The 20,286-nt window shown below is 68.5% G+C and carries 16 protein-coding genes, 4 tRNA genes and 1 riboswitch; of the genes, 9 read left to right on the forward strand and 11 right to left on the reverse strand.

The genetic code is table 11. The features are described from left to right. Nucleotides 1-289: 289 nt before the first annotated feature. Entirely contained in the window at nt 290-856 is a 567-nt protein-coding gene (locus ACWF0M_RS09945; protein ID WP_452235247.1) for a CGNR zinc finger domain-containing protein, read from the reverse strand. Nucleotides 857-977: 121 nt separating this feature from the next. On the opposite strand from ACWF0M_RS09945, the gene ACWF0M_RS09950 reads away from it, so the two are divergent. Then, a tRNA-Val gene (locus ACWF0M_RS09950) sits at nt 978-1,049 on the forward strand. Nucleotides 1,050-1,617: 568 nt separating this feature from the next. On the opposite strand, the gene ACWF0M_RS09955 is transcribed toward ACWF0M_RS09950, so the two are convergent. Further along, nucleotides 1,618-2,583 carry an aldo/keto reductase gene (locus ACWF0M_RS09955; RefSeq protein WP_452235248.1) on the reverse strand — a complete coding sequence of 322 codons (966 nt, stop codon included), beginning with the start codon at nt 2,581-2,583 and terminating at the stop codon, nt 1,618-1,620. An 89-nt stretch (nt 2,584-2,672) separates the two neighbouring features. Next, nucleotides 2,673-3,113: a pyridoxamine 5'-phosphate oxidase family protein gene (locus ACWF0M_RS09960; RefSeq protein WP_452235249.1), complete on the reverse strand. Its 441-nt coding sequence runs from the start codon at nt 3,111-3,113 to the stop codon at nt 2,673-2,675. A gap of 90 nt (nt 3,114-3,203) precedes the next feature. Here ACWF0M_RS09960 and ACWF0M_RS09965 point away from each other — a divergent pair, with 90 nt between their 5' ends. From ACWF0M_RS09965 to ACWF0M_RS09980, 4 genes are all read left to right on the forward strand, one after another. Next, complete coding sequence (locus tag ACWF0M_RS09965; RefSeq protein WP_452235250.1) at nt 3,204-4,091, forward strand: sigma-70 family RNA polymerase sigma factor; 888 nt, start codon at nt 3,204-3,206, stop codon at nt 4,089-4,091. Between the two features lie 157 nt (nt 4,092-4,248). Next, nucleotides 4,249-4,321: transfer RNA gene (locus ACWF0M_RS09970), tRNA-Gly, on the forward strand. Nucleotides 4,322-4,369: 48 nt separating this feature from the next. After that, nucleotides 4,370-4,440: transfer RNA gene (locus tag ACWF0M_RS09975), tRNA-Cys, on the forward strand. Nucleotides 4,441-4,443: 3 nt separating this feature from the next. Then, nucleotides 4,444-4,515, forward strand: a tRNA-Val gene (locus tag ACWF0M_RS09980). Between the two features lie 456 nt (nt 4,516-4,971). On the opposite strand, the gene ACWF0M_RS09985 is transcribed toward ACWF0M_RS09980, so the two are convergent. From ACWF0M_RS09985 to ACWF0M_RS10000, 4 genes are all read right to left on the reverse strand, one after another. Continuing rightward, nucleotides 4,972-5,853 carry an EamA family transporter gene (locus ACWF0M_RS09985; protein ID WP_452235251.1) on the reverse strand — a complete coding sequence of 294 codons (882 nt, stop codon included), beginning with the start codon at nt 5,851-5,853 and terminating at the stop codon, nt 4,972-4,974. Nucleotides 5,854-6,031: 178 nt separating this feature from the next. Continuing rightward, nucleotides 6,032-6,775, reverse strand: coding sequence for an SDR family NAD(P)-dependent oxidoreductase (locus ACWF0M_RS09990; protein WP_452235252.1), 744 nt, complete (start codon nt 6,773-6,775; stop codon nt 6,032-6,034). A gap of 45 nt (nt 6,776-6,820) precedes the next feature. After that, complete coding sequence (gene rsgA / locus ACWF0M_RS09995) at nt 6,821-7,888, reverse strand: ribosome small subunit-dependent GTPase A (protein WP_452235253.1); 1,068 nt, start codon at nt 7,886-7,888, stop codon at nt 6,821-6,823. 154 nt (nt 7,889-8,042) lie between these two features. Beyond that, a complete protein-coding gene (locus tag ACWF0M_RS10000) occupies nt 8,043-9,269 on the reverse strand; it encodes a YhjD/YihY/BrkB family envelope integrity protein (protein ID WP_452235254.1) in 1,227 nt (408 codons plus the stop codon). Nucleotides 9,270-9,287: 18 nt separating this feature from the next. Here ACWF0M_RS10000 and ACWF0M_RS10005 point away from each other — a divergent pair, with 18 nt between their 5' ends. The 3 genes from ACWF0M_RS10005 to ACWF0M_RS10015 all read left to right on the forward strand — a co-directional run bounded on the left by ACWF0M_RS10005 (nt 9,288) and on the right by ACWF0M_RS10015 (nt 13,053). Then, complete coding sequence (locus tag ACWF0M_RS10005; protein ID WP_452235255.1) at nt 9,288-10,901, forward strand: acyl-CoA dehydrogenase family protein; 1,614 nt, start codon at nt 9,288-9,290, stop codon at nt 10,899-10,901. Beyond that, a riboswitch (ZMP/ZTP riboswitch) is annotated at nt 10,899-10,981 on the forward strand. It overlaps the preceding gene by 3 nt. A gap of 29 nt (nt 10,982-11,010) precedes the next feature. Then, nucleotides 11,011-12,459: a glycine hydroxymethyltransferase gene (locus ACWF0M_RS10010; RefSeq protein WP_452235256.1), complete on the forward strand. Its 1,449-nt coding sequence runs from the start codon at nt 11,011-11,013 to the stop codon at nt 12,457-12,459. A 123-nt stretch (nt 12,460-12,582) separates the two neighbouring features. Then, nucleotides 12,583-13,053: a GbsR/MarR family transcriptional regulator gene (locus tag ACWF0M_RS10015; protein WP_452235257.1), complete on the forward strand. Its 471-nt coding sequence runs from the start codon at nt 12,583-12,585 to the stop codon at nt 13,051-13,053. Between the two features lie 948 nt (nt 13,054-14,001). On the opposite strand, the gene ACWF0M_RS10020 is transcribed toward ACWF0M_RS10015, so the two are convergent. The 4 genes from ACWF0M_RS10020 to ACWF0M_RS10035 form a co-directional block, all read right to left on the reverse strand. Beyond that, entirely contained in the window at nt 14,002-15,432 is a 1,431-nt protein-coding gene (locus tag ACWF0M_RS10020) for an amidase family protein (protein ID WP_452235258.1), read from the reverse strand. Further along, nucleotides 15,429-15,785: a hypothetical protein gene (locus tag ACWF0M_RS10025; RefSeq protein WP_452235259.1), complete on the reverse strand. Its 357-nt coding sequence runs from the start codon at nt 15,783-15,785 to the stop codon at nt 15,429-15,431. The genes ACWF0M_RS10020 and ACWF0M_RS10025 overlap by 4 nt, the downstream gene beginning before the upstream one ends. 577 nt (nt 15,786-16,362) lie before the next feature. Next, nucleotides 16,363-17,556: an MFS transporter gene (locus ACWF0M_RS10030; RefSeq protein WP_452235260.1), complete on the reverse strand. Its 1,194-nt coding sequence runs from the start codon at nt 17,554-17,556 to the stop codon at nt 16,363-16,365. After that, entirely contained in the window at nt 17,553-18,122 is a 570-nt protein-coding gene (locus ACWF0M_RS10035) for an ArsR/SmtB family transcription factor (protein WP_452235261.1), read from the reverse strand. Before ACWF0M_RS10035 ends, ACWF0M_RS10030 begins: the two co-directional genes overlap by 4 nt. Before the next feature lie 409 nt (nt 18,123-18,531). Between ACWF0M_RS10035 and ACWF0M_RS10040 the strand changes: the two genes are divergently transcribed. Next, nucleotides 18,532-20,220 (forward strand): nitrite/sulfite reductase, encoded by a 1,689-nt coding sequence (locus ACWF0M_RS10040; protein ID WP_452235262.1) that lies wholly within the window; start codon nt 18,532-18,534, stop codon nt 20,218-20,220. Nucleotides 20,221-20,286: the final 66 nt, after the last annotated feature.

Genomic DNA, 20,286 nt, shown 5'->3' on the forward strand with positions numbered 1-20,286 from the left:
CGGGTCTCGGGTGCGGAGGGTGTCGCCATACTGCCCGGCGGTATGACGCGTACGCCGACTGGTTCGCCGGCCGGCACGCGCCGCGGTGCATGGGCCGAGTGCCCTTCGACGGGTGTGCCACGGTGCGTGCGTCAAGCGGCCTTCGGCGGGTGTGCCACGGCGCGTGTGCCGCGCGACGATCGGCGCGTGTGCCGTGGGTCGATCGGCGATCGGCGAGTGTGCTGTGGCGCGTGCGTCGAGCGGTGATCGGCGGGTGTGGTGTGGTGTGTCGGCCGAGTGCCGGGTTGGGTTACTCGCCGGAGGCTTTGCGGCGTTCGCGGTAGGCGGCTACGTGTAGGCGGTTGCCGCAGGTGCGGGCGTCGCAGTACCGCTTGGAGCGGTTGCGGGACAGGTCGATCAGCGCGTCGTCGCAGTCCGGGGCCTCGCACCGGCGGAGGCGCTCACGTTCGCCGGCCGAGATGACCTGCGCCAGCGCGATCCCGCACTCCACCGTGATCCGGCACGCCAACGACGCGCCGGCGCGGGAGTAGTGGATGTGCCACGGATGCCCGTCGTGGTTCGTCAGCCGCGGAGTCGACGTACCGCGCGCGATGATCGCGTTGATCATCGTCGCCGCGGACGCGTCCGAATCCGTCGTGAACACCGGCGCGAACAACGGCCGCAGGTCACTGACCTCGGCCAGGTCCTTCTCCGTCAGCGTGTCGACCGCGCTGAACTCCCGTTCCTGGACGAACTTCTCCAGTTCCTCCAAGGTCTCCAGCGAATCGACCTGGCTGTTCGGCCCGGGCATCGTGTTGACCAGCCGGACCAGCGTCCCGAGCGCCTGCTCGGTGTCGTGCGAGAAAGTCACAATCACGTCTCCAACGTGACGGGGTCTCCGTCCTGCAGCAAGAGTAGCCCGGCCGGATTAGATCGTCGCTTCATCATGCGCTATGGTTTCACCCGCGACACCACACACGAAACATTGGCACCACCCCGGGCGATTGGCGCAGTGGTAGCGCGCTTCGTTCACACCGAAGAGGTCACTGGTTCGAACCCAGTATCGCCCACGACGGCGACAGGCGACTCGTGTCCGCGGAAAGCGCGGACTGGGTCGCCGTCGTCATTTTGTGCGGCTGCGCTTCGCTTGCCGCGAGCGGGGGCTCCGCCACCCGCACCCCCTTGCGCCTTCGCTTCGCTCGGCTCCGGTGGTCGGGTGGGCAGTCCACTCACCAGCGTGAGTCGGGTTCGTACGTCGCTCACCACACACCCAATCACCCCGTGATGGATGCCTTCGCTTCGCTCGGCTGCGGTGGTTTGGGGTCGGCGGTCAGCTCGGGTGCGCGGGTCGGGTTCGTACGTCGCTCACCACACGCCCAATCGCCCGTGACTAGACGCCTTCGCTTCGCTCGGCTCCATGGGCTGGGTTGGGCGGTTAGCTCACGCGTGGGTCTGGTTCGTACGTCGCTCACCACACGGTCGCCCGCCCCGTCAGCAGACGCCTTCGGTTGGCTCGGCTGCGGGGGTTGGGTTGGGCGGTTGGCTCGAGGCGCGGGGGCGGGTTGCGGGTCGCTCGCCGGCGGACGGTCGGCTCGTGGGTTGGGCGGCGTGCGGTCGATCGGGGCGTGGGTGGAGGGGTCAGGCGTTGTCCAGCTGGGTCATGAGGTCCGGGGAGAGTTGTAGCTCGACGGCTGCTAGGGCCTCGTCCAGCTGGGTGACTGACGAGGCGCCGATGAGTGGGACTACGCCGTGGTGCATCAGCCAGGCGAGGACTACCTGGTTCGGGGTTGCGTTGAGGTCGTCGGCGACCTGGCGGAGGGCCTCGAAGCGGGCGTACGCGGTTGGGTGGGCGTAGCCGCGTTGGGGCCAGAATGGGCGGTCTGGGCGTACGTAGGAGCCTCCTAGTAGGGACTGGTACGCGACCAGGGTTAGGTCTGGGTTCTCTGACAGGTAGTCCCAGTGTTCGATGCCGGCGTGTTGGAAGTGCGGTGTGCCGTGACGCAGGACGCCTTGTAGTGCGGGCGGATTTGGCCATAGGTAGCTCGAGTGTTGCTGGATCACGGAGTACGGCGTGACTCCCTGAGCAACCGCTGTCTGGCGTGCTCGGTCCAGTCGCCACGTGGCGGTGTTGCTGCATCCGAGGAGGTTCACGATCCCGTCCGCGGCGAGTTGGCCGAAGGCGGCGACGGTTTCGTCCAGCGGCGTGGTGCGGTCGTCGATGTGCGCGTAGTACAGGTCGATCCGGTCAACGCCGAGCCGGGACATGCTTCCCTTGACTGCCGAGGAGACGGCCGGCGCGCTCAGTCCCTCCCAGTGGGCGTCGCCCGGGTCGCCGGGGACGGTTGTGCGTGCGCCGCACTTGGTCGCGATCACGAGCGAGTCCCGGTTGCTGCGGGAGCGCATCCACTGGCCGAGCAGTTCCTCGCTCTCGCCACCGTGGCCGACCCACTGGTTGTAGTTGTTCGACGTATCGATGAACGTCCCGCCCGCCTCCACAAACCGGTCGAGAATCGCGAGAGCGGTTTCCTCAGGTGTCGACGTACCGAAGTTCATCGCACCCAGGCACAGCGCGCTGACGGGCCGGCTGTTCCCCAGAGTCACCATCCGTCCACCCTGCCTTCTAGACCGCACTCGAAGTCAAGCCAGGCAGCGGCCGCGCCTCGCGGTGTCGGAGCTGAGGTTTCTCTGGGGAGTCAGACGAGCCAGGTGCCGTTGTCCATCAGTACTCGGTCATTGAGTTCGTTGACCTCGCGCCAGGCCTGGATCTTTGTCGGTGTCACGCGGAAGAACGGGTAGTTCGGCAGCGGGCGCGGGTCGAAGCCGGCCTTCGTCGCGAACGCCTCGCCCTCGGCCTCCGACGCCTCCACGAGCGAGACGGTGCCGGTCACGTGGATTACGTCGCGCACCTCCCCCAGTGTCAGCTGTACGACGGGGTTCGCCAGCAGGTTCCGCGCCGTTGGGTTGGTCCGCGCCGTCGACAGCAGCAGCGTCCCGTCGCTCCACAGGAACGAGAGCGGCGTGAGGTACGGCGTACCGTCGAGCGACGCCGTCGACACCCATGCGTCGACGTCCTTCTCCAGACGGTTCAGGGTGTCCTGCTTGCGGACCTCCAACGGGCGGGCCTCGGCCGTCATCGCTCACTCCTCTGTCACATGTGGTGCTCGTACTCCGTCAATCGCATGACGGCGCTCAGCCGGTCAGTGTGACAGGCCACGGTACGACGAGTGAAGGATGTGATCCGGATGGGCGGGGACGACTGGCTCGCGACGCGGTTCGAGCAGAACCGGGACCGGCTGCGTGCCGTCGCGTACCGGATCCTGGGCTCCGAACCCGAGGCCGAGGACGCGGTCCAGGAGACCTGGATCCGGCTCAGTCGCAGCGACAGCGCGACGATCGACAACCTCGGCGGGTGGCTGACGACCGTGGTCGGGCGGATCTGTCTGGACATGTTGCGGACCCGGCGCGGGCGGCCCGAGTTGCCGGTCGGCGAGCACTCGCCGGTGCTCGCGGACGACGTCGTACCCGATCCCGAACTCGAAGCAGTACAGGCCGATTCGGTCGGGCTAGCACTGCTAGTAATTCTCGAAACGCTGTCGCCCGCCGAGCGCCTCGCGTTCGTGCTGCACGACCTGTTCGCCGTACCGTTCGACGACATCTCCCCGATCATCGGCAAGTCCCCAGCCGCTGCGCGCCAGATCGCGAGCCGGGCGCGACGACGGGTCCGCGGTACGCCGGAACCGACCGACGTCGACGTGGTGCGGCAGAAGGAAGTCGTCACCGCATTCCTCGCCGCGGCACGTGGCGCGGACTTCTCGGCGCTGCTTCACGTCCTGGACCCGGAGGTCGTCGTACGCGCGGACGCCGGCGCTGCGGCCTACGGGAGTACGCCGGTACTCGCAGGAGCTGCCCGAGTCGCGCAGGAATTCTCCGGACGGGCGGCCGCGGCGAAGCTGGTACTCGTCGACGGAATGCCTGGCCTGGTGTGGATGCAGCGTGGTGAACCGCTGATTGTGTTCTCTTTCACCGTGGTCGGCGGGCGTGTCGCCGCGATCGATCTCCGGGGTGATGTGGAGTACCTCGAAAACGTCGATCTGGTGTCGCTGAAGGCGTGACCGGACGGCGTGGCGAGTGGACAGATTCGGTGGGACTCGTGTGACGGATGGGGTGCTTTCAGGCTCGTCGGGACCCGGTGAAATCGGGTTTTTGTCCGGGCGGAAAGTGCGCTACTGTTCTGCTCTCGCACCGAGCGGAAACGCGTCGGAGCGCAGTGCGGACGTAGCTCAGTTGGTAGAGCGCAACCTTGCCAAGGTTGAGGTCGCCGGTTCGAACCCGGTCGTCCGCTCGGAGAAGATTCGGCAGGCCACCGTCCTCAGTGGCGGAACGGCCACACGGTGGAGTGGCCGAGAGGCGAGGCAACGGCCTGCAAAGCCGTGTACACGGGTTCGAATCCCGTCTCCACCTCGAGGACGATTGGCGCAGCGGTAGCGCGCTTCCCTGACACGGAAGAGGTCACTGGTTCGATCCCAGTATCGTCCACGAAGGCGATAGGCGAGGTGTGCCGCGCAGTTCCTGCGCTGGCCGCCTCGCCTTCGTCATTTGTGCGGCTGCGCTTCGCTTGCCGCGCGGCGGGGGCTCCGCCACCCGCACCCCCTTGCGCCTTCGCTTCGCTCGGCTTCGGTGGCTGGGTTGGGCAGTTAGCTCGGGCGCGCGGGTCGGATTGGACAGGTCGCTCACCAGCGGGGGTCGGGTTGGACAGGCCGCTCACCGGCGGGGGTCGGGTTGGACAGGCCGCTCACCGGCGGGGGTCGGGTTGGACAGGTCGCTCACCGGCGGGGGTCGGGTTGGACAGGTCGCTCACCGGCGGGGGTCGGGTTGGGCGAGTCGCTGACCCAGTTCGAGGCGGCGACGTCTTGGGGCCAACCCTGGCGGCAGGGAAACAATTGTGCGCGTGGCGACGATTTCTTTCCCCGCCGCCGGGAGGATCGCGGGGTTCTACTTGTGGCGGGAGTGGGCTGTGGCGGCCGCTAGGAGTATTGCGGCTCCAGTTAGGGCTGTGGGGGTTAGTCGTTCGTGGAGCATCGAGGCCCCGATGGCGGTGGCTACTACCGGTTCGAGCAGGGCTATGGCTGATGCGGTTGAGGCTTTCAGGGTTCTCAGACCGACGTAGAACATTGTGTAGGCGAAGGCCGTCGGAACCAGTCCGAAGTACGCGATCAGCAGCCAGCCGATGAGTGTGGTGGGCAGCGCGGCGAAGGGCGCCAGGAGCAACGCGCCGGCGACGAAGCCCAGCAACGCGGTGGTCAGAGGGTCTGGGGTGTTGCGGTTCACGAGTGTTGTCAGCGAGTAGCCTGCCGCGGACATCACGGCTGCTGCGATGCCGACGAGGTTGGCTGCGCCGCTGGTGACGAACAGGAGGACTAGGCCGACCACGGCAGCGAAGAGAGTTGGCGTCAGCCGTTCGCGGGCGGCGACCGTGATGAAGATCGGGGCGGCGCCGAGGGCGATCACGGTGGCGACGCCGACACCGACACGTGGGATCGCGGTGAAGTAGCCGAGTTGGCACACAGCCAGACCCAAACCAGTCAGGACATGGCGGAGCACCCCAGCCGCAAGCACGGGCCGGCGCACATGAGCCGCGACGGAGGGGCGGCGCACATCAGCCGCGAGGGCGGGGCGGAGAGGAGTTCGGCGTACGGCGAGGCGCGCGGGGGCCAGCCATACGGCGGCTGCGGCCAGGCGCCAGAAGGAGATGGCCAGCGGTGTGAGGCCGGCGTACTGGGACAGAAGCGCGCCGGTCGGTCCGCCGGTCCCCCAGGCGAGGGCGGCGAGAACGACGTACACGAGGGCGCGCCTCGTCGAGAGACGATGATGCATCGGACACTCCGGGAAGGTGTTCGCAACGAGTGGTCGGGGCGTCTGCGAACAACCCGAAGAAGCCCAGGCCGCGAGACCTGAGCGCGAGGAAGCCGTCCGCTAGACGGCGACCGGCGGAGTGATGATGCGATGCACGAAACAGGACCCTAATCAGTCCGAAAGGGTCGAGCGAGCGGATTTACATCCGCAGGTAGGAGCCGCCGTTGAAATCGAGGACGGTCCCGGTGGCGAACTCGGCTTCGCGCGACGCCAGGTACAGGATCGCGGCCGCGACCTCGGACGGGTCGGCGACGCGTTCGAGCGGGCTCTCCATCCGGCGCCGGTCGTACCCCTCGCCGGCCAGGTTGACCGAGGCCATATCGGTGACGGTCCAACCCGGCGCGATCGCGGTCACCGCGATCCCCTCCGGCCCCAGCGCCCGCGCGAGCGACTGCGTGAACGAGACGATCGCCGCCTTCGAGGCGCCGTACGCGGGCTGGTTCGGCTCGCCGCGGAACGCGCCGCGGGACGACACGTTCACGATCCGGCCGCCGCGCGACATGTGCCGCACCGCGCACCACGTGACGTTGGAAGGACCAACGAGATTCACCGCGAGCGTGTCCGCCCACGCCTGCTGCCATTCGGCGTACGTCGTCTCGCGGATCCGGTGCGGGTGATAGACGCCGGCGTTGTTCACGAGTACGTCGATACTCCCCAGCGCCGCGGCGGCGTCCGACACCATCGTCTCGATCGCCGCCGGATCCGCCAGGTCTGCCTGCACCGTCACATGTCCTGAACCGGGCAGCTCCTTCAGCACCTGCGCCGCGGCGTCTGCGGAGGCGCTGTAATGGATCGCCACCCGGTCACCGGCGGCAGCGAACGCCCGCGCCGCCGCCGCACCGATCCCCCGCGAAGCCCCTGTCACCAGCACCGATCGGTTCATGCAACCGATCCTTTCACTGCAGAACCCCACAGCAGACAGGAGGGGCTACGGTCGGGGCTTCCACTCCCTGCGGTAGGACTTCGCGGCGCGGACCCACTCCTTCTTCGCCTCGTTCCGCAGCCGGACGTCAGCGCGACGGGCCATGTACGCCGCCTCGCGCCGCAGCTTCACCCAGCTGTCGTAGCGCCGGTACGGCAATGACCCGTTCTCCAACGCCGCCTGGACCGCACACCCCGGCTCCATCACATGCGAGCAGTCCTTGAACTTGCACTGCTCCGCCAGCTGCGTGATGTCCGGGAACGCGGCGGCCAGGCCCTCCCCGCTCTCCTGCAGACCGATCCCCCGCAGCCCAGGCGTGTCGATGACGACTCCACCCTGAGGTAGCGCGATCAGCTCGCGCCGTACCGAGGTATGCCGGCCTTTCCCGTCCTCACGGATGTCCTGTACGTCGAGCAGCTCAACACCCGCCAGCGCATTCACCAGCGACGACTTGCCCGCGCCACTCGAACCTAGCAACGCTAGCGTCGCGTTCCCGTCCAGCAGCGCCCGTACGTCGTCCATGCCGGCGCCCGTGGTCGCGCTGCACACCAGTACGTCGGCTCCCGGCGCGGCCACCGCCACGTCCTCGGCCACCGACTCGGCGTCCCCGACGAGGTCGGACTTCGTCAGTACGACGACGGGTCGCGCACCGCTCTCCCAGGCCAACGCCAGGAATCGCTCGATGCGCACGATGTTCGGCTCCGGGACCAGCCCGACGACGATCGCGATCACGTCGACGTTGGACGCGAGCACCTGCCCGCGCGACGAGCCGCCGACCTCCGCCCGGACGATCGTCGTACGGCGAGGGAGCACGGACTCGAGCGTGATCCGGTCGTCCGGCCAGAACCGCAGGACGACCCAGTCCCCCGTACACGGGCCGGCCTGTGCGTCGGCGGCCATTTCGGCGAGCAGTGCCCCGGACCAGCTGGCCCGGACCGGACCGTCCGCGGTGAAAACCGTCGCCAGGCCCTTGTCGACCCGGGCGACACGTCCCGGGACGAGGTCCTCCGGGACGGACTGCAGAAACTCGGCCGTGGAACTGTCGAGTCCCAGGGCCTGAAGCGTGGCTGACATGCGGCGAACCTTTCAGAGGGTCCGGCCGCGAGATCAGCTCAGCGGACGGACAGTGCGGGAGACAACGGCCCATCGGGCCTGTTGCAAGCTCATGGCGGGTGCCTCCCTTCCGAATCCCAGCGGTCCCGAGCCGGAACCGTGTGTCGCGATGCCGTCAGCCTAGGTCGTCGGCGTCACCCTGCGCACCGGATTTTCCGACCGACGCGGCCTTCTGCGGAACCTCAGGCTCAACTTGAGCTTCAGGCTCAGGCTCAGGTCGAGCCGCAGCCGTGGGAGCAGCCTTACGGGGCCGCTTGGCGAGCTGCTCGACCTTCCGCCCGACGGCCGCCTCCGGCCGCTCCTCCGACTCCACCGGCGTCGGCACGTACCCCTCCTCGTGGTGCGGATCCGGCTCCGCCTTCATCACCGGCTCGACCTCGACCTCGTCCTCGTCGTCAGGCCCCGCATCGACCTCGGCCTGCTTCACCTCCGCGATGTGCTGCTTGTGCGGCCACAGCCGGTCCACGACCGCGTTCAGTGCCGCGCCGATCAGTACGGCGATGGCGGTCATGTAGAGCCACATGAGTACGGCGATCGGCGCGGCCAGCGGGCCGTAGATCGACGTACCGCCGACCGTGCTCTGCAGGATCCACCGGAGCACGAAGCTGCCCAGGATCCAGATCGACAGCGCCAGGAACGAGCCGGGGAGGTCCGAGACCCACGGCGTACGGATCGGGACCGAGAGGTGGTACAGGGTGTTCAAGAAGCCCGCGGACAGGATCGTGACCACGGGCCAGTACAGCTGGTTCAGGAAGTCCAGCCGGTGCGGCAGGAGCGCGTCCACCGCGTCCGGTCCGGCCAGCACCAGCGGCAGGACGATCACGCCGATCACCAGCGCCGCGCAGTACAGCGAGAACGACAGCGCGCGGGTCCGGACGATGCCGCGCTTGCCGCCCATCCCGTACATGATCGTGATGGTGTCGACAAACACGTTCAGCGCGCGGCTGCCGGACCACAGCGCCAGCACGAAACCGATCGAGATGACGTCCGGGCGGCCGCCGTTCAGCACCTGGTCCAGGGTCGGGGCGATGACGTTCTTGATGGAGTCGTCGGTCAGCGCCCGGGCGGCCAGGTCGACGATCTGCTGCTTGATGTCGTTGATAGTCTCGACCTCGAACCATTTGCTCGCGATGTAACCGAGCGAGCCGGCCAGCCCGAAGATCAGCGGCGGCAGCGAGAGGATCGCGAAGAACGCCCCCTCGGCCGCGAGTCCGGTGACCCGGTAGCGCAGACAGACCCCGATCGTCTGGGTGAGCAGCTTCCAGGTGGTCGCGGGGACTTTGCGGACCCATGCCAATGAGAGGGAGCTCCCACCAGTGGGTCCTGCCCCAGAACGTGCCATACCGCTTACCGTACTGACATGGCGGACCCATTCGCGGTAACGAATCAGGCTCCCCCACTGCGGGGCGTGAACTTCTTCACCCAGGACCCGGCGCTCGGTGACGCTCTGCGTCCGTACGCCGACCTCACAGCCGATCCCGGTCTGCACCGGATCGGGGAGCTGGCGGGCTCCGAGGAGGCCCGCGCGCACACGCTCCCGGCGAACCAGAACCCGCCCGTACTGCGCACTCACGACCGCTACGGGAACCGGATCGACGAGGTCGAGTTCCATCCGTCGTGGCACTGGCTGATGGAGCAGGCCGTCGGGTTCGGGCTGCAGGCGGCGCCGTGGACGAGCGAGCGCCCCTCGCCGCACCTGACCCGTGCGGCCGGGTTCTTCCTGTGGTCCCAGGTCGAGCCGGGGCACGGCTGCCCGATCTCGATGACGTACGCGTCGGTGCCCGCGCTCAGGGCGAACGAGCAGCTCGCGAAGGAGTGGGTCCCACAGCTCGCGTCCACGCAGTACGACGTACGCCGGCTGCCGGTCGCCGAGAAGTTCGGGGTCCTCGCCGGGATGGGGATGACCGAGAAGCAGGGCGGTTCCGACGTACGGGCGAACCTCACGACGGCGACGCCCGTGGGTGACGTGTACCAGCTGAACGGGCACAAGTGGTTCTGCTCGGCGCCGCAGGTGGACGTGTTCCTGGTCCTCGCGCAGGCGCCGGACGGGCTGAGCTGCTTCGTCGTACCGCGGGTTCTTGCCGACGGCAACCGGAACCCGTTCGCGCTGCAACGGTTGAAGGACAAGCTCGGCAACCGCTCCAACGCGTCCAGCGAGGTCGAGTTCCACGGCACGATCGGGTACCGCCTCGGGGACGAGGGCGCCGGCGTACGGACGATCATCGAGATGGTCGCGGCGACCCGGCTGGACTGCGTACTCGGCTCGGCGGCCCTCCAGCGGCGCGCCCTCGTCGAGGCGACCTGGCACGCGCAGCACCGCTCGGCGTTCGGCGGCCTGCTCGCCGACAAGCCCGCGATGCAGAACGTGCTGTCGGACCTCGCACTCGAGAGCGAGGCGGCGACGGCGCTCGCGATGCGGCTGGCGGCCGCGGTGGATTCCTCGGACCCGAAGGAAGCAGCCTTCCGGCGGATCGGGCTGCCGCTCGCGAAGTTCTGGGTGTGCAAGCGGACGCCGTTCATGGTGGCGGAGGCGCTGGAGTGCCTCGGCGGCAACGGGTACGTCGAGGAGTCCGGGCTGCCGCTGCTCTACCGGGAGTCGCCGCTGAACTCGATCTGGGAAGGATCGGGCAACGTCAACGCGCTCGACGTACTGCGTGCGCTCCGCCGCCCGGAGTCGCTCGAGGCATGGCTCCTCGAGATCGGCACGGTCCAGGGTGCCGATGCGCGGCTCGACGCGGCGGTCAACGACGTACTGCAAGCGCTTGCTGACATCGAGAACGCGGAAGCCGGCGCGCGAAGGCTGGCCGCGCAGATGGCCTTGTGCCTGCAAGCATCGCTGCTGATCCGGCACTCGACACCCGAGGTCGCCGACGCGTTCGTGGCGTCCCGGCTGGCGAACGACTGGGGCGGCGTGTTCGGCACACTTCCGCGGACGACGCCGTTCGATCGGATCGTCGAACGCACGATAGGCTGACGCCGTCGCGACTGGCGCGCTGAAGGTGGAGAACCACCGGGGAGCGAAACCCGTCGGCACCGTGCGCCTGGGTGCCTTCGACCCACTGCAAACCGCAGGAGAGACAACGATGACTCAGACCTTCGACGCCGCCGCCGCGTCGGCCGCGTACAACAACGCGCTGCAGGTGATCGCCGCGGTGGAACCCACCATCGCCGGCGCGATCAGGGCCGAACTCGCCGACCAGCGGTCCTCGCTGAAGCTGATCGCGAGCGAGAACTACGCCTCCCCCGCCACCCTGCTCACGATGGGAAACTGGCTGTCGGACAAGTACGCCGAGGGCACCATCGGGCACCGTTTCTACGCCGGCTGCCAGAACGTCGACACCGTCGAGCAGACCGCCGCCGACCACGCCCGTGAACTGTTCAGCGCCCCGCATGCCTACGTCCAGCCGCACTCGGGCATCGACGCGAACCTGGTCGCGTTCTGGGCGATCCTGGCGCAGCGGATCGAGTCCCCGGCGCTGGCCGAGGCGGGCGCGAAGCACGTCAACGACCTGACCGACGAGGACTGGGACAAGCTCCGCAAGGCGCTCGGCGACCAGAAGATGCTCGGCATGTCGCTGGACGCCGGCGGTCACCTGACGCACGGTTTCCGGCCGAACATCTCCGGCAAGATGTTCAACCAGCACTCCTACGGCACCGACCCGACGACCGGGCTGCTCGACTACGACGAGGTCGCGCGGAAGGCTCGCGAGTTCAAGCCGCTGATCCTGATCGCCGGCTACTCGGCGTACCCGCGCAAGGTGAACTTCGCCAAGATGCGCGAGATCGCCGACGAGGTCGGCGCCACCCTGATGGTCGACATGGCGCACTTCGCCGGCCTGGTCGCGGGCAAGGTCTTCACCGGCGACTTCGACCCGGTGCCGCACGCGCACGTCACCACGACCACCACCCACAAGTCGCTGCGCGGCCCGCGCGGCGGCATGGTGCTCTGCCAGCCGGAGTACGCCGAATCCGTCGACCGCGGTTGCCCGATGGTCCTGGGCGGTCCGCTCAGCCAGACGATGGCCGCGAAGGCGGTCGCGCTGGCCGAGGCGCGGCAGCCCTCGTTCCAGGTCTACGCGCAGGCCGTCGCCGACAACGCGGTCACGCTGGCCGAAGGGCTGATGAAGCGTGGCGTGAAACTCGTGACGGACGGCACCGAGAACCACCTGGTGCTGCTGGACGTCTCGTCGTACGGCATCACCGGCCGGCAGGCCGAGTCGGCGCTGCTCGACGCGGGCATCGTCACCAACCGGAACGCCGTACCGCGGGACCCGAACGGCGCCTGGTACACCTCCGGTGTCCGGATCGGTACGCCGGCGCTCACCACGCGCGGCTTCGGCGGCGACGAGTTCGACCGGGTCGCGGAGCTGATCGTCGACGTGCTGTCAGCGACCACGCCGACCAACACCGCGGCCGGTGCTCCGTCGAAGGCGAAGTACCTGCTGGCCGACGGTGTCGCCGACAAGACCAAGGCCGCATCGGCCGAGATGCTAGACAAGTTCCCGCTGTACCCGGGCCTCGTGCTCAACTGACAGACCTTCAGCGCCCGCTCCTCGATTTCCAGGAGCGGGCGCTGTGCTGTCTGGCCGGCAGCTCCGAAGAACCGGCCTTCTATCAGAAGTCTGTGATAGATCCAATTATTGTAAGCTTCAACCATGGGTGCGGAACCTAGCCGGGAGGCCATCAGCCAGTTCGTCGAGCGATTCGCCGGGGTGCTGGCGAACAGCGGCGTACCGACGATGTCCGCTCGGGTGATGGGCGCGATGCTGGTCAGCCCGACCGGGACGATGACGGCGGCCGAGCTCGCCGAGTCGCTGCAGATCAGTCAGCCGGCGGTCTCCGGCGCCGTACGCCAACTGCTCCAGGTCTCGTTCATCTCCCGCGAGCGGCTGCCCGGCTCACGCAAGGACCACTACCGGATCCGCGAGGACGTCTTCGCCGCGATCCTCGAACGCCGCAACCTGGCCCTCAGCGAATGGGAGTCGACCAGCCGCTCCGGCGCCGCTCTCTTCGACGCCGACTCCCCAGTAGCGCGCCGGCTGACCGAGGCCGCGGACTTCTTCGCCTTCATCCACACCGACATGGAACAAATGATCAAGAACTGGCGCGCGGACCACCCGGGATGAACCGCCGCGAAGCCAAGCAGCTCGTCGGTACGGCGTGGTTGGACAGCGACTACCGAACTCAGTGGGAGACGCGCATCATGCGCCGGCGCGTCCCGCTCTACCGCTTGGGGATCGGCGCTCTCCGTGCCCTGAACGCCGTTACGGGCGGACGGAATCGGCCCTCGCTGAAGGTCACCCGGTGGAACCGGATCGGGCCGCACGGCGGCACGTTCGTGATGGACAAGCTCGAGACGATGACCGGGCGGACCGACCATCCGGTCACCTCGCGGGCCGAGTTGCGCGGCCGGACCTCGTTCGCGGCCCGGTTGGCGCGGGCCATCTCCGCGGACGAGTGGCCGCAGATCATCACCGAGTACGAACGACGCCGGCGGGGTGAGCGACCGCAGTACCGGTACGTCGGCCATCGGCCGCTGAACGCGATGTCGCACGCGCTGATGGACGAGGCGTGGGTACGGGGCGAGCTGCCGACGGACCAGTTCCGGGCGTGGAACGTGCTGAAGTCCGAGGACGAGGGGGCGTTCTACAGCGAGTTCTTCACCGACGGCGGTGCGCGGGGTTACCCCGGTGGTGAGACGAATCCGGGCTTCCGGCTGGGGCGGATCATGTTCGATATCAGTTGGCGGGAGAAGGCGTCGCTGGCGGGTGAGGTTCACGTACTCCGTCGGAGCCGGATCCTGCGCGCGAAGGAGCTGGTCAAGTTCTTCCGCACGGAGCTCAAGGAAGCCGTCCGGCCGCCTGTGTCCTCCCCGGTGCAACCACAGTCGGCTCCACGCCAGGACGTCTACACCCCACCAGTTGTCGCCGCGATCTCCGACTTCACCAAACCCGAGGACCTGCGCTCCCCCACCGCCCGCGGCGAAACCACGCCGGACCGCCAACGCGCCGCCGCCATTGACATCGCAAACACCGTCGCGAAGGCGCTACCGCCCGCTGTCAATCGAGGAGCCTCTACGGCCAACGGACAGGCGGCGGGGGAAGGTCGGCCAGGACTTGGCGAGCCACCGCCAGGGCAACCTCGTCCGCCCCGTGCGGCGCAACAATCTGCGCACCCACCGGTAGCCCGTCCAGCAGTCCAGCCGGAACACTCACCGCGGGATGCCCAGTCACGTTGAACACCCAGCACGGATCGCCGGTGACGATGCTCTCCTCGTGCTGGTCGTAGCCATGGGCAACAGTCAGCGTCGTCGGGGTCACCAACGCATCGACCTCGGCGAACAGATCGGCCAGCGCTGTGTTGTTGAAGTCCCGAACCTCCCGCGCACGGCCGGCTGCCGCCGCCTCGGCGCCCCGCCCGTTGTCCAGCCCGGACAACACCGACCAAGCCTCGTCCGTCGGCTCTAGCTCGAGCGGTACGTCGACCACGTCGACACCGCACTCGGCCAGCCGCTCCCGCACCACCCGGTCAACGCCCGGGTCCGCACCCCACCGCCCCAACGTCGAGAAGTACGCAACCCGCCACCGCCGCCCGAACGCCGGTGCAGATCGCGCCGACGAGGCCTGTGCGGTGCGCCCACGCTCGAGCTGCCTCGGCTCGAGCGCGACGGGCATCAGCGGGACGGGCTCGGGTGGTACTGGCCAGTGTGGGAGGGATGTGGGGTCGAGGCGGTGGGGGCCGCTCGCGAGGCTGGTGGCGAGGATTACGTCGTCGAGGTCTGCGCCGATGACGCCGGCCGTGGTCAGACCGCCGAGGGCGCGTCCGCCGGGGCGCGGGATGCGGCCGTACGTGCCCTTGAAGCCGACAATCCCGCAGAACGACGCCGGGATCCGCAACGAGCCGCCGCTGTCACCGCCGGTTGCCAGCGGTACGACGCCGGCCGCCACAGCCGCCGCACCGCCCGCGGTCGAGCCGCCGGGCGACCGCTCCAGGTCCCACGGATTCCGCGTGTACTCGCGCCCGTTCCACCCGAAGGTCAGTGACACCGCACCCGGCCGCGCTCGCGTCGCCCAGCCGATCGGGATGGCCCCGGCGGCGATCAGGCGGGTCAGGATCGGCGACTCCGGCGGCGTACGCGACTTGATCAGGAACGGTACGGCGGCCAACGGCCCCGTCGGCTCCAGCCGCTCGGCAGCACGAAGCGCCCCGTCGGCGTCGAGCTCCTCCAGAAAATGCAGCACCGGATCGAGCTCCCGAGCCGCCCGGAGAGCACTCTCGACGCTCTCCCGCGCAGACAAAACCCCGGCCCGCACCCGCGCGGCAACCGCCCGAGCCGTCAACCGTCCCGCCCCACCAAGGCCGTCGAGCCCGCCAGCCCAGCCGGCCCGCTCGGCGCGATCACCCCGGTCCGCGCGATCACCCCGGTCCGCGCGATCACCCCGGTCCGCGCGATCACCCCGGTCCGCGCGATCGCCCCGGTCGGGGCGGTTGGCTGGGGTGGTCATTTGGTGATGTGGGTGAAGGCGAGGCGGCGGTCGAGCCACGGGGCTTTGATCTTGATCGACTTGGTTGCCTCGGACAACATGACGACGTCGTCGCCGACCCGCCACTCCAGGACGCGCTCCCAGGAGCTCTCCCCCGACGGGATGACCGCGCAGAGCGGTTGCGTCAGATTGGCATCGAGGTGCAGCGAGTGTTCCGGACCGACGTACGCGCAGGCCGCGAGCACCTGGTCGGACTTGCCGCCTGGTGGAACCTGGATCGCCCTCCGGCCCCACCCGATCTTCTGCCGCTCCGGCGTGACCGGCAATTCGACCGAGCCGACAACGAGTTCGCGGACGTTCTCCCAGCCGGACACCCGCGCGAGTTTACGTCAGCGGTCACCTGCTCCGGCAGCTCGACAATACGTATACGTCCACTGCCGACAACCGCCCGCCTGCGTACGCCGGGCGGCTCGATCACGGTGTACTACGAATTGCGGCTCTCCTGTCCGATGTGTGGGTGAACTGCGGCCCGTGAAACAGCTTCTGGTGGGCCGGAACCTGGTATTGCCTGTCCGCAGCCCCCAGAAGGTGTCTGTCCCCTCGGCAACCGGGCGACCGTGCTCACCATGCTCACTGTGCAGACGCAGTCCGCCGAAAGCTGCAGGTCGACAGTACGTATAGATCTACTACCTGGCACCGCACGCCGGGCGGCAGGCTGGATCGCCGGTCAGTGGACGTATACGTACTGTCGACCTTGCACAAAATCCCGCAGCACCACCGCCCGAGCCCAATCCAGCAGCACCCACGCCCAATGCCCGGGGCAACGGGGTCAGCGGGGACCGCACTGCCCAGTCCCAGCTGAGGCGACCGGGGTGACTGGGGACGCTGGCTGGTCAGTTCAGGTGGGTAGCAGTCCCCAGTCCCAGTCGAGCTGCATCAGCGATGATCACCTCAGCGATCGACCCGGACCGCCGCCCACAGCACCAGCGCCGCGAACACGACAGCGACCAGCACGCAGGCGATCGGGATGCTCGACAGGCTGATCAGTGCGCCGAAGCCGGTCATCGCGAGCGGCATCATCGCCTCGTCGGACAGGTTCACGATGCTGAAGCTGCGCCCCAGGTACGCCGGGTCCACGCTTTGCTGGAACGCCGCGGACAGCTGCGCCGACGCGATCCCCGCCGTACAGCCGATCATCGCCATCGCGACGAAGACACCGAGCTTCGGCATCAGCCCGATCATCGCGCAGCCCGCCGCCTGCACCACGAGCGCCAGCAGACCGGAGCGCGCCAGGTCGGCCGGCTTCCACCGCATCGCGACCAGTGCCCCCACCGCGGCCGCGACTCCGGAGCATGCCTCGAACCAGCCGTACCAGGCCGAGCCCCACCCGGCGGCGTGGGTGCGTTGCACCAGGCCGACGGCGAGGATCGGGCCGACGCACAGGTTCAGCCCGGAGAACGCGATCACCAGCGTCCGCGCGCGGGTGTCCCGCTTGAGGTAGGCGAATCCGTCGCGCAGGTCCGCGCGGATCGAGTGACCCGTGGAGACCGGCTGCGGGAGCCGCGGCTTCACCAGGAACGCCAGCGCCACCGCGATCACCACGAACGACGCCGCGTCGACGAGCATCACCGTGATCAGGCCGCCGTGTGCAACCAGTAAGCCGCCGAGCGGGGCGCCCGCGAAGACCGCGAGCCGCTGCGCCAACTGAGTCCCGGCGGACAGCTTCACCAGATCTTCCGAGCGGACCATTCGCCGCGGCAACGTTCCGGAGGCCGGCGTGTAGAGCGCGTCGACCGCGCCGAACACGACCGCGACCGCCGCTAGCAGTGCTAGCGAAAGGCCCCAGATCGCCACGGCCGTCGCCGCGACCACGAGTACGACGATCCGCGCGAGATTGGCGAGGATCATCGTCCGGCGCCCGTCGAAACGGTCCGCCAGCGCACCGCCGTACAGCAGGATGAGCGCCTTCGGCAGCGCTCCGATGCCCATCACCAGACCTGCGCCGGCCGGGCCTGTGACCTGGGCAGCACTCCAGGCGAGTCCGACGTACCAGGCCATGTCGCCGGCCTGCGACACCGCGGCCGACGCGATCCATCCGTGCACCCGACGGTCTCTCCGGAGCGGCGGGAAGACCTCGGTGCTCACGGGCGGGCAGGGACGGCGTGGGCGAAGAAGAAGACCCGGTGCGCGTCGTCCCCCTCGCCGGGGTTGTCGTAGTACGACCGGACCAGGTCCTCGATCCGCTCGCTCAGTTCGGTGAGCTGGTCGGGCGTCAATGTGAGCCATCTCTCGGTCGCGTACGCCGCCCGCACCCAGGGCTCCTCGAACTCGTACCGCATGTCGAACCACTGCCGCACTTTGCCCACGTGATGGGCCAGATTCGCGTCCTCGGCGGTGGCCGCGACCAGCTCCGCCGCCGGGTCCCCCTCGGCGTCCGCGATCGACCATGAGTACTCCGAGGTGTCGCCGAGCTTCCACCACCGCTCGCGGCGGTTCTTGGCCAGCTCCGGAGCTTCGACGATCACGCCCGCGGACGCGAGAACCTTCAGGTGATGGCTGACATTGCCGACAAGTTCTCCGGTGGCCTCGGCCAGCCGGGACGCGGTCGCGGGACCGTCGACGTGGATCAGGTCGAGCAGCCGGCGGCGCAGCGGGTGGTGCATGGCGGCGAGCACGGACGGCGTCACCGTCCGGCGGTTCGGAGGCGTCATGACAGCACCGTAGCTTCCACAAGAACTCTTGCACAAGAGATCTTGTACGACGCGTTCGACGCCCGAATCAATCTCCACCAGACTGGTGGAGATAGCCACATCGTGAGATCGGATCTCAGGATGTAGGAATGGGAGTTGATTTGTCAGCGGTTCGAGCTGACGCTTGTGGACATGCTCGCTGCCTTCACCACCCACCTCGTAGGTCGGCTCCATGTCGACCTCGGGCGGATGCGCAGCGCCATCTGTTGTCCTTCGATGTTCTGACAGCCACCCTGCCCGGGCCAACGACGGCCCCCTGATCACCCCCGATCACCGCTGGGTGCGCACCGCGCGGAACGCATCGAACCGACGACGCTTCGATCCTGCCGCGCTCGTGAGCACCTGTCACGAGGACAAGGACACGCCTCAGATGACTGCCGGCGTCACTTCCCCCGCCCGCAAACCGGCCCGCCCCCGTAAGGGCAAGGGCGAAGGCCAGTGGGCGCTCGGATACCGCGAGCCGTTGAACAAGAACGAAGAGAACAAGAAGAACGACGACGGCCTGAACGTCCGGGCGCGGATCGAGAACGTCTACGCACACCGCGGTTTCGACTCGATCGACCCGGCCGACCTGCGCGGCCGCTTCCGCTGGTGGGGTCTGTACACCCAGCGCAAGCCGGGGATCGACGGTGGCAAGACCGCGACGCTGGAGCCGGAGGAGCTGGACGACCGCTACTTCATGCTGCGGATCCGGATCGAGGGCGGCCAGCTCAGCACCGAGCAGCTGCGCGTGATCGCCGAGGTCTCCTCGACGTACGCGCGCGACACCGCGGACATCACCGACCGGCAGAACATCCAGCTGCACTGGATCCAGGTCGAGGACGTGCCCGCGATCTGGCAGAAGCTGGAAGCGGTCGGTCTGTACACGACCGAGGCTTGCGGTGACGTCCCGCGGGTGGTGATCTCGAGCCCGGTCGCGGGGATCGCGGCCGACGAGATCATCGACCCGACACCGGCCATCGACGACATCGTCGAGAAGTACATCGGCACCCAGGAGTTCTCGAACCTGCCGCGGAAGTTCAAGACCGCGATGACCGGTCACCCGTCGCACGACGTCGTACCCGAGGTGAACGACATCGCCTTCGTCGGCGTGGTGCACCCCGAACACGGGCCAGGTTTCGACGTCTGGGTCGGCGGCGGGCTGTCGACGAACCCGATGCTGGCGCAGCGACTCGGCGCCTGGGTACCGCTCGACGAGGTGCACGAGGCCTGGTGGGGCATCTGCAGCATCTTCCGCGACTACGGCTACCGCCGGCTGCGGACCCGGGCCCGGATCAAGTTCCTGGTCGCCGACTGGGGCGTCGAGAAGTTCCGCGAGGTCCTGGAGGAGAAGTACCTCAAGCGGAAGCTGATCGACGGCCCGGCGCCGGAGATCCCCGCGGTCCAGGGTGACCACATCGGCGTCCACCAGCAGAAGGACGGCAAGTACTTCGTCGGCGTCGCGCCGGTCGTCGGCCGGGTCTCGGGCGAGAAGCTGGCGAATCTCGCCGACATCGTCGCGGCCCACGGCTCGGACCGGATCCGGACCACCGCCCAGCAGAAGCTGCTGGTGCTGGACGTCGAGGAGTCGCAGGTCGAGTCGCTGATCACGGAGCTCGCGGCGATCGGGTTCCAGGCACGGCCGTCGGCCTGGCGGCGCAACACCATGGCCTGCACCGGCATCGAGTTCTGCAAGCTGGCGATCGTCGAGACCAAGGCGAGGGCGGCGCAGCTGATCGACGAGCTCGAGGAGCGGATCCCCGACCTCGACGTACCGATCACGGTGAACGTCAACGGCTGCCCGAACTCGTGCGCCCGGATCCAGGTCGCGGACATCGGACTGAAGGGCCAGCTGGTACTGGATGCCGACGGCAACCAGGTGCCGGGCTACCAGGTGCACCTCGGCGGCGGCCTCGGGCTGGACGCCGGCTTCGGCCGGAAGCTCCGCGGGCACAAGGTCACCGCCGACGGGCTCACCGACTACGTGGAGCGTGTCACCCAGAACTACCTGAAGGAGCGCAACGAGGGCGAGCGCTTCGCCCAGTGGGTCACCCGAGCGGACCAGGAGGCACTTCAGTGAGCGAGCGAGCTGCACCTCTTTATTGCCCCTACTGCGGGGACGAGGACCTTCGTCCTTCCGAAGAGG

This window comes from Kribbella sp. NPDC055110, from assembly GCF_053607525.1.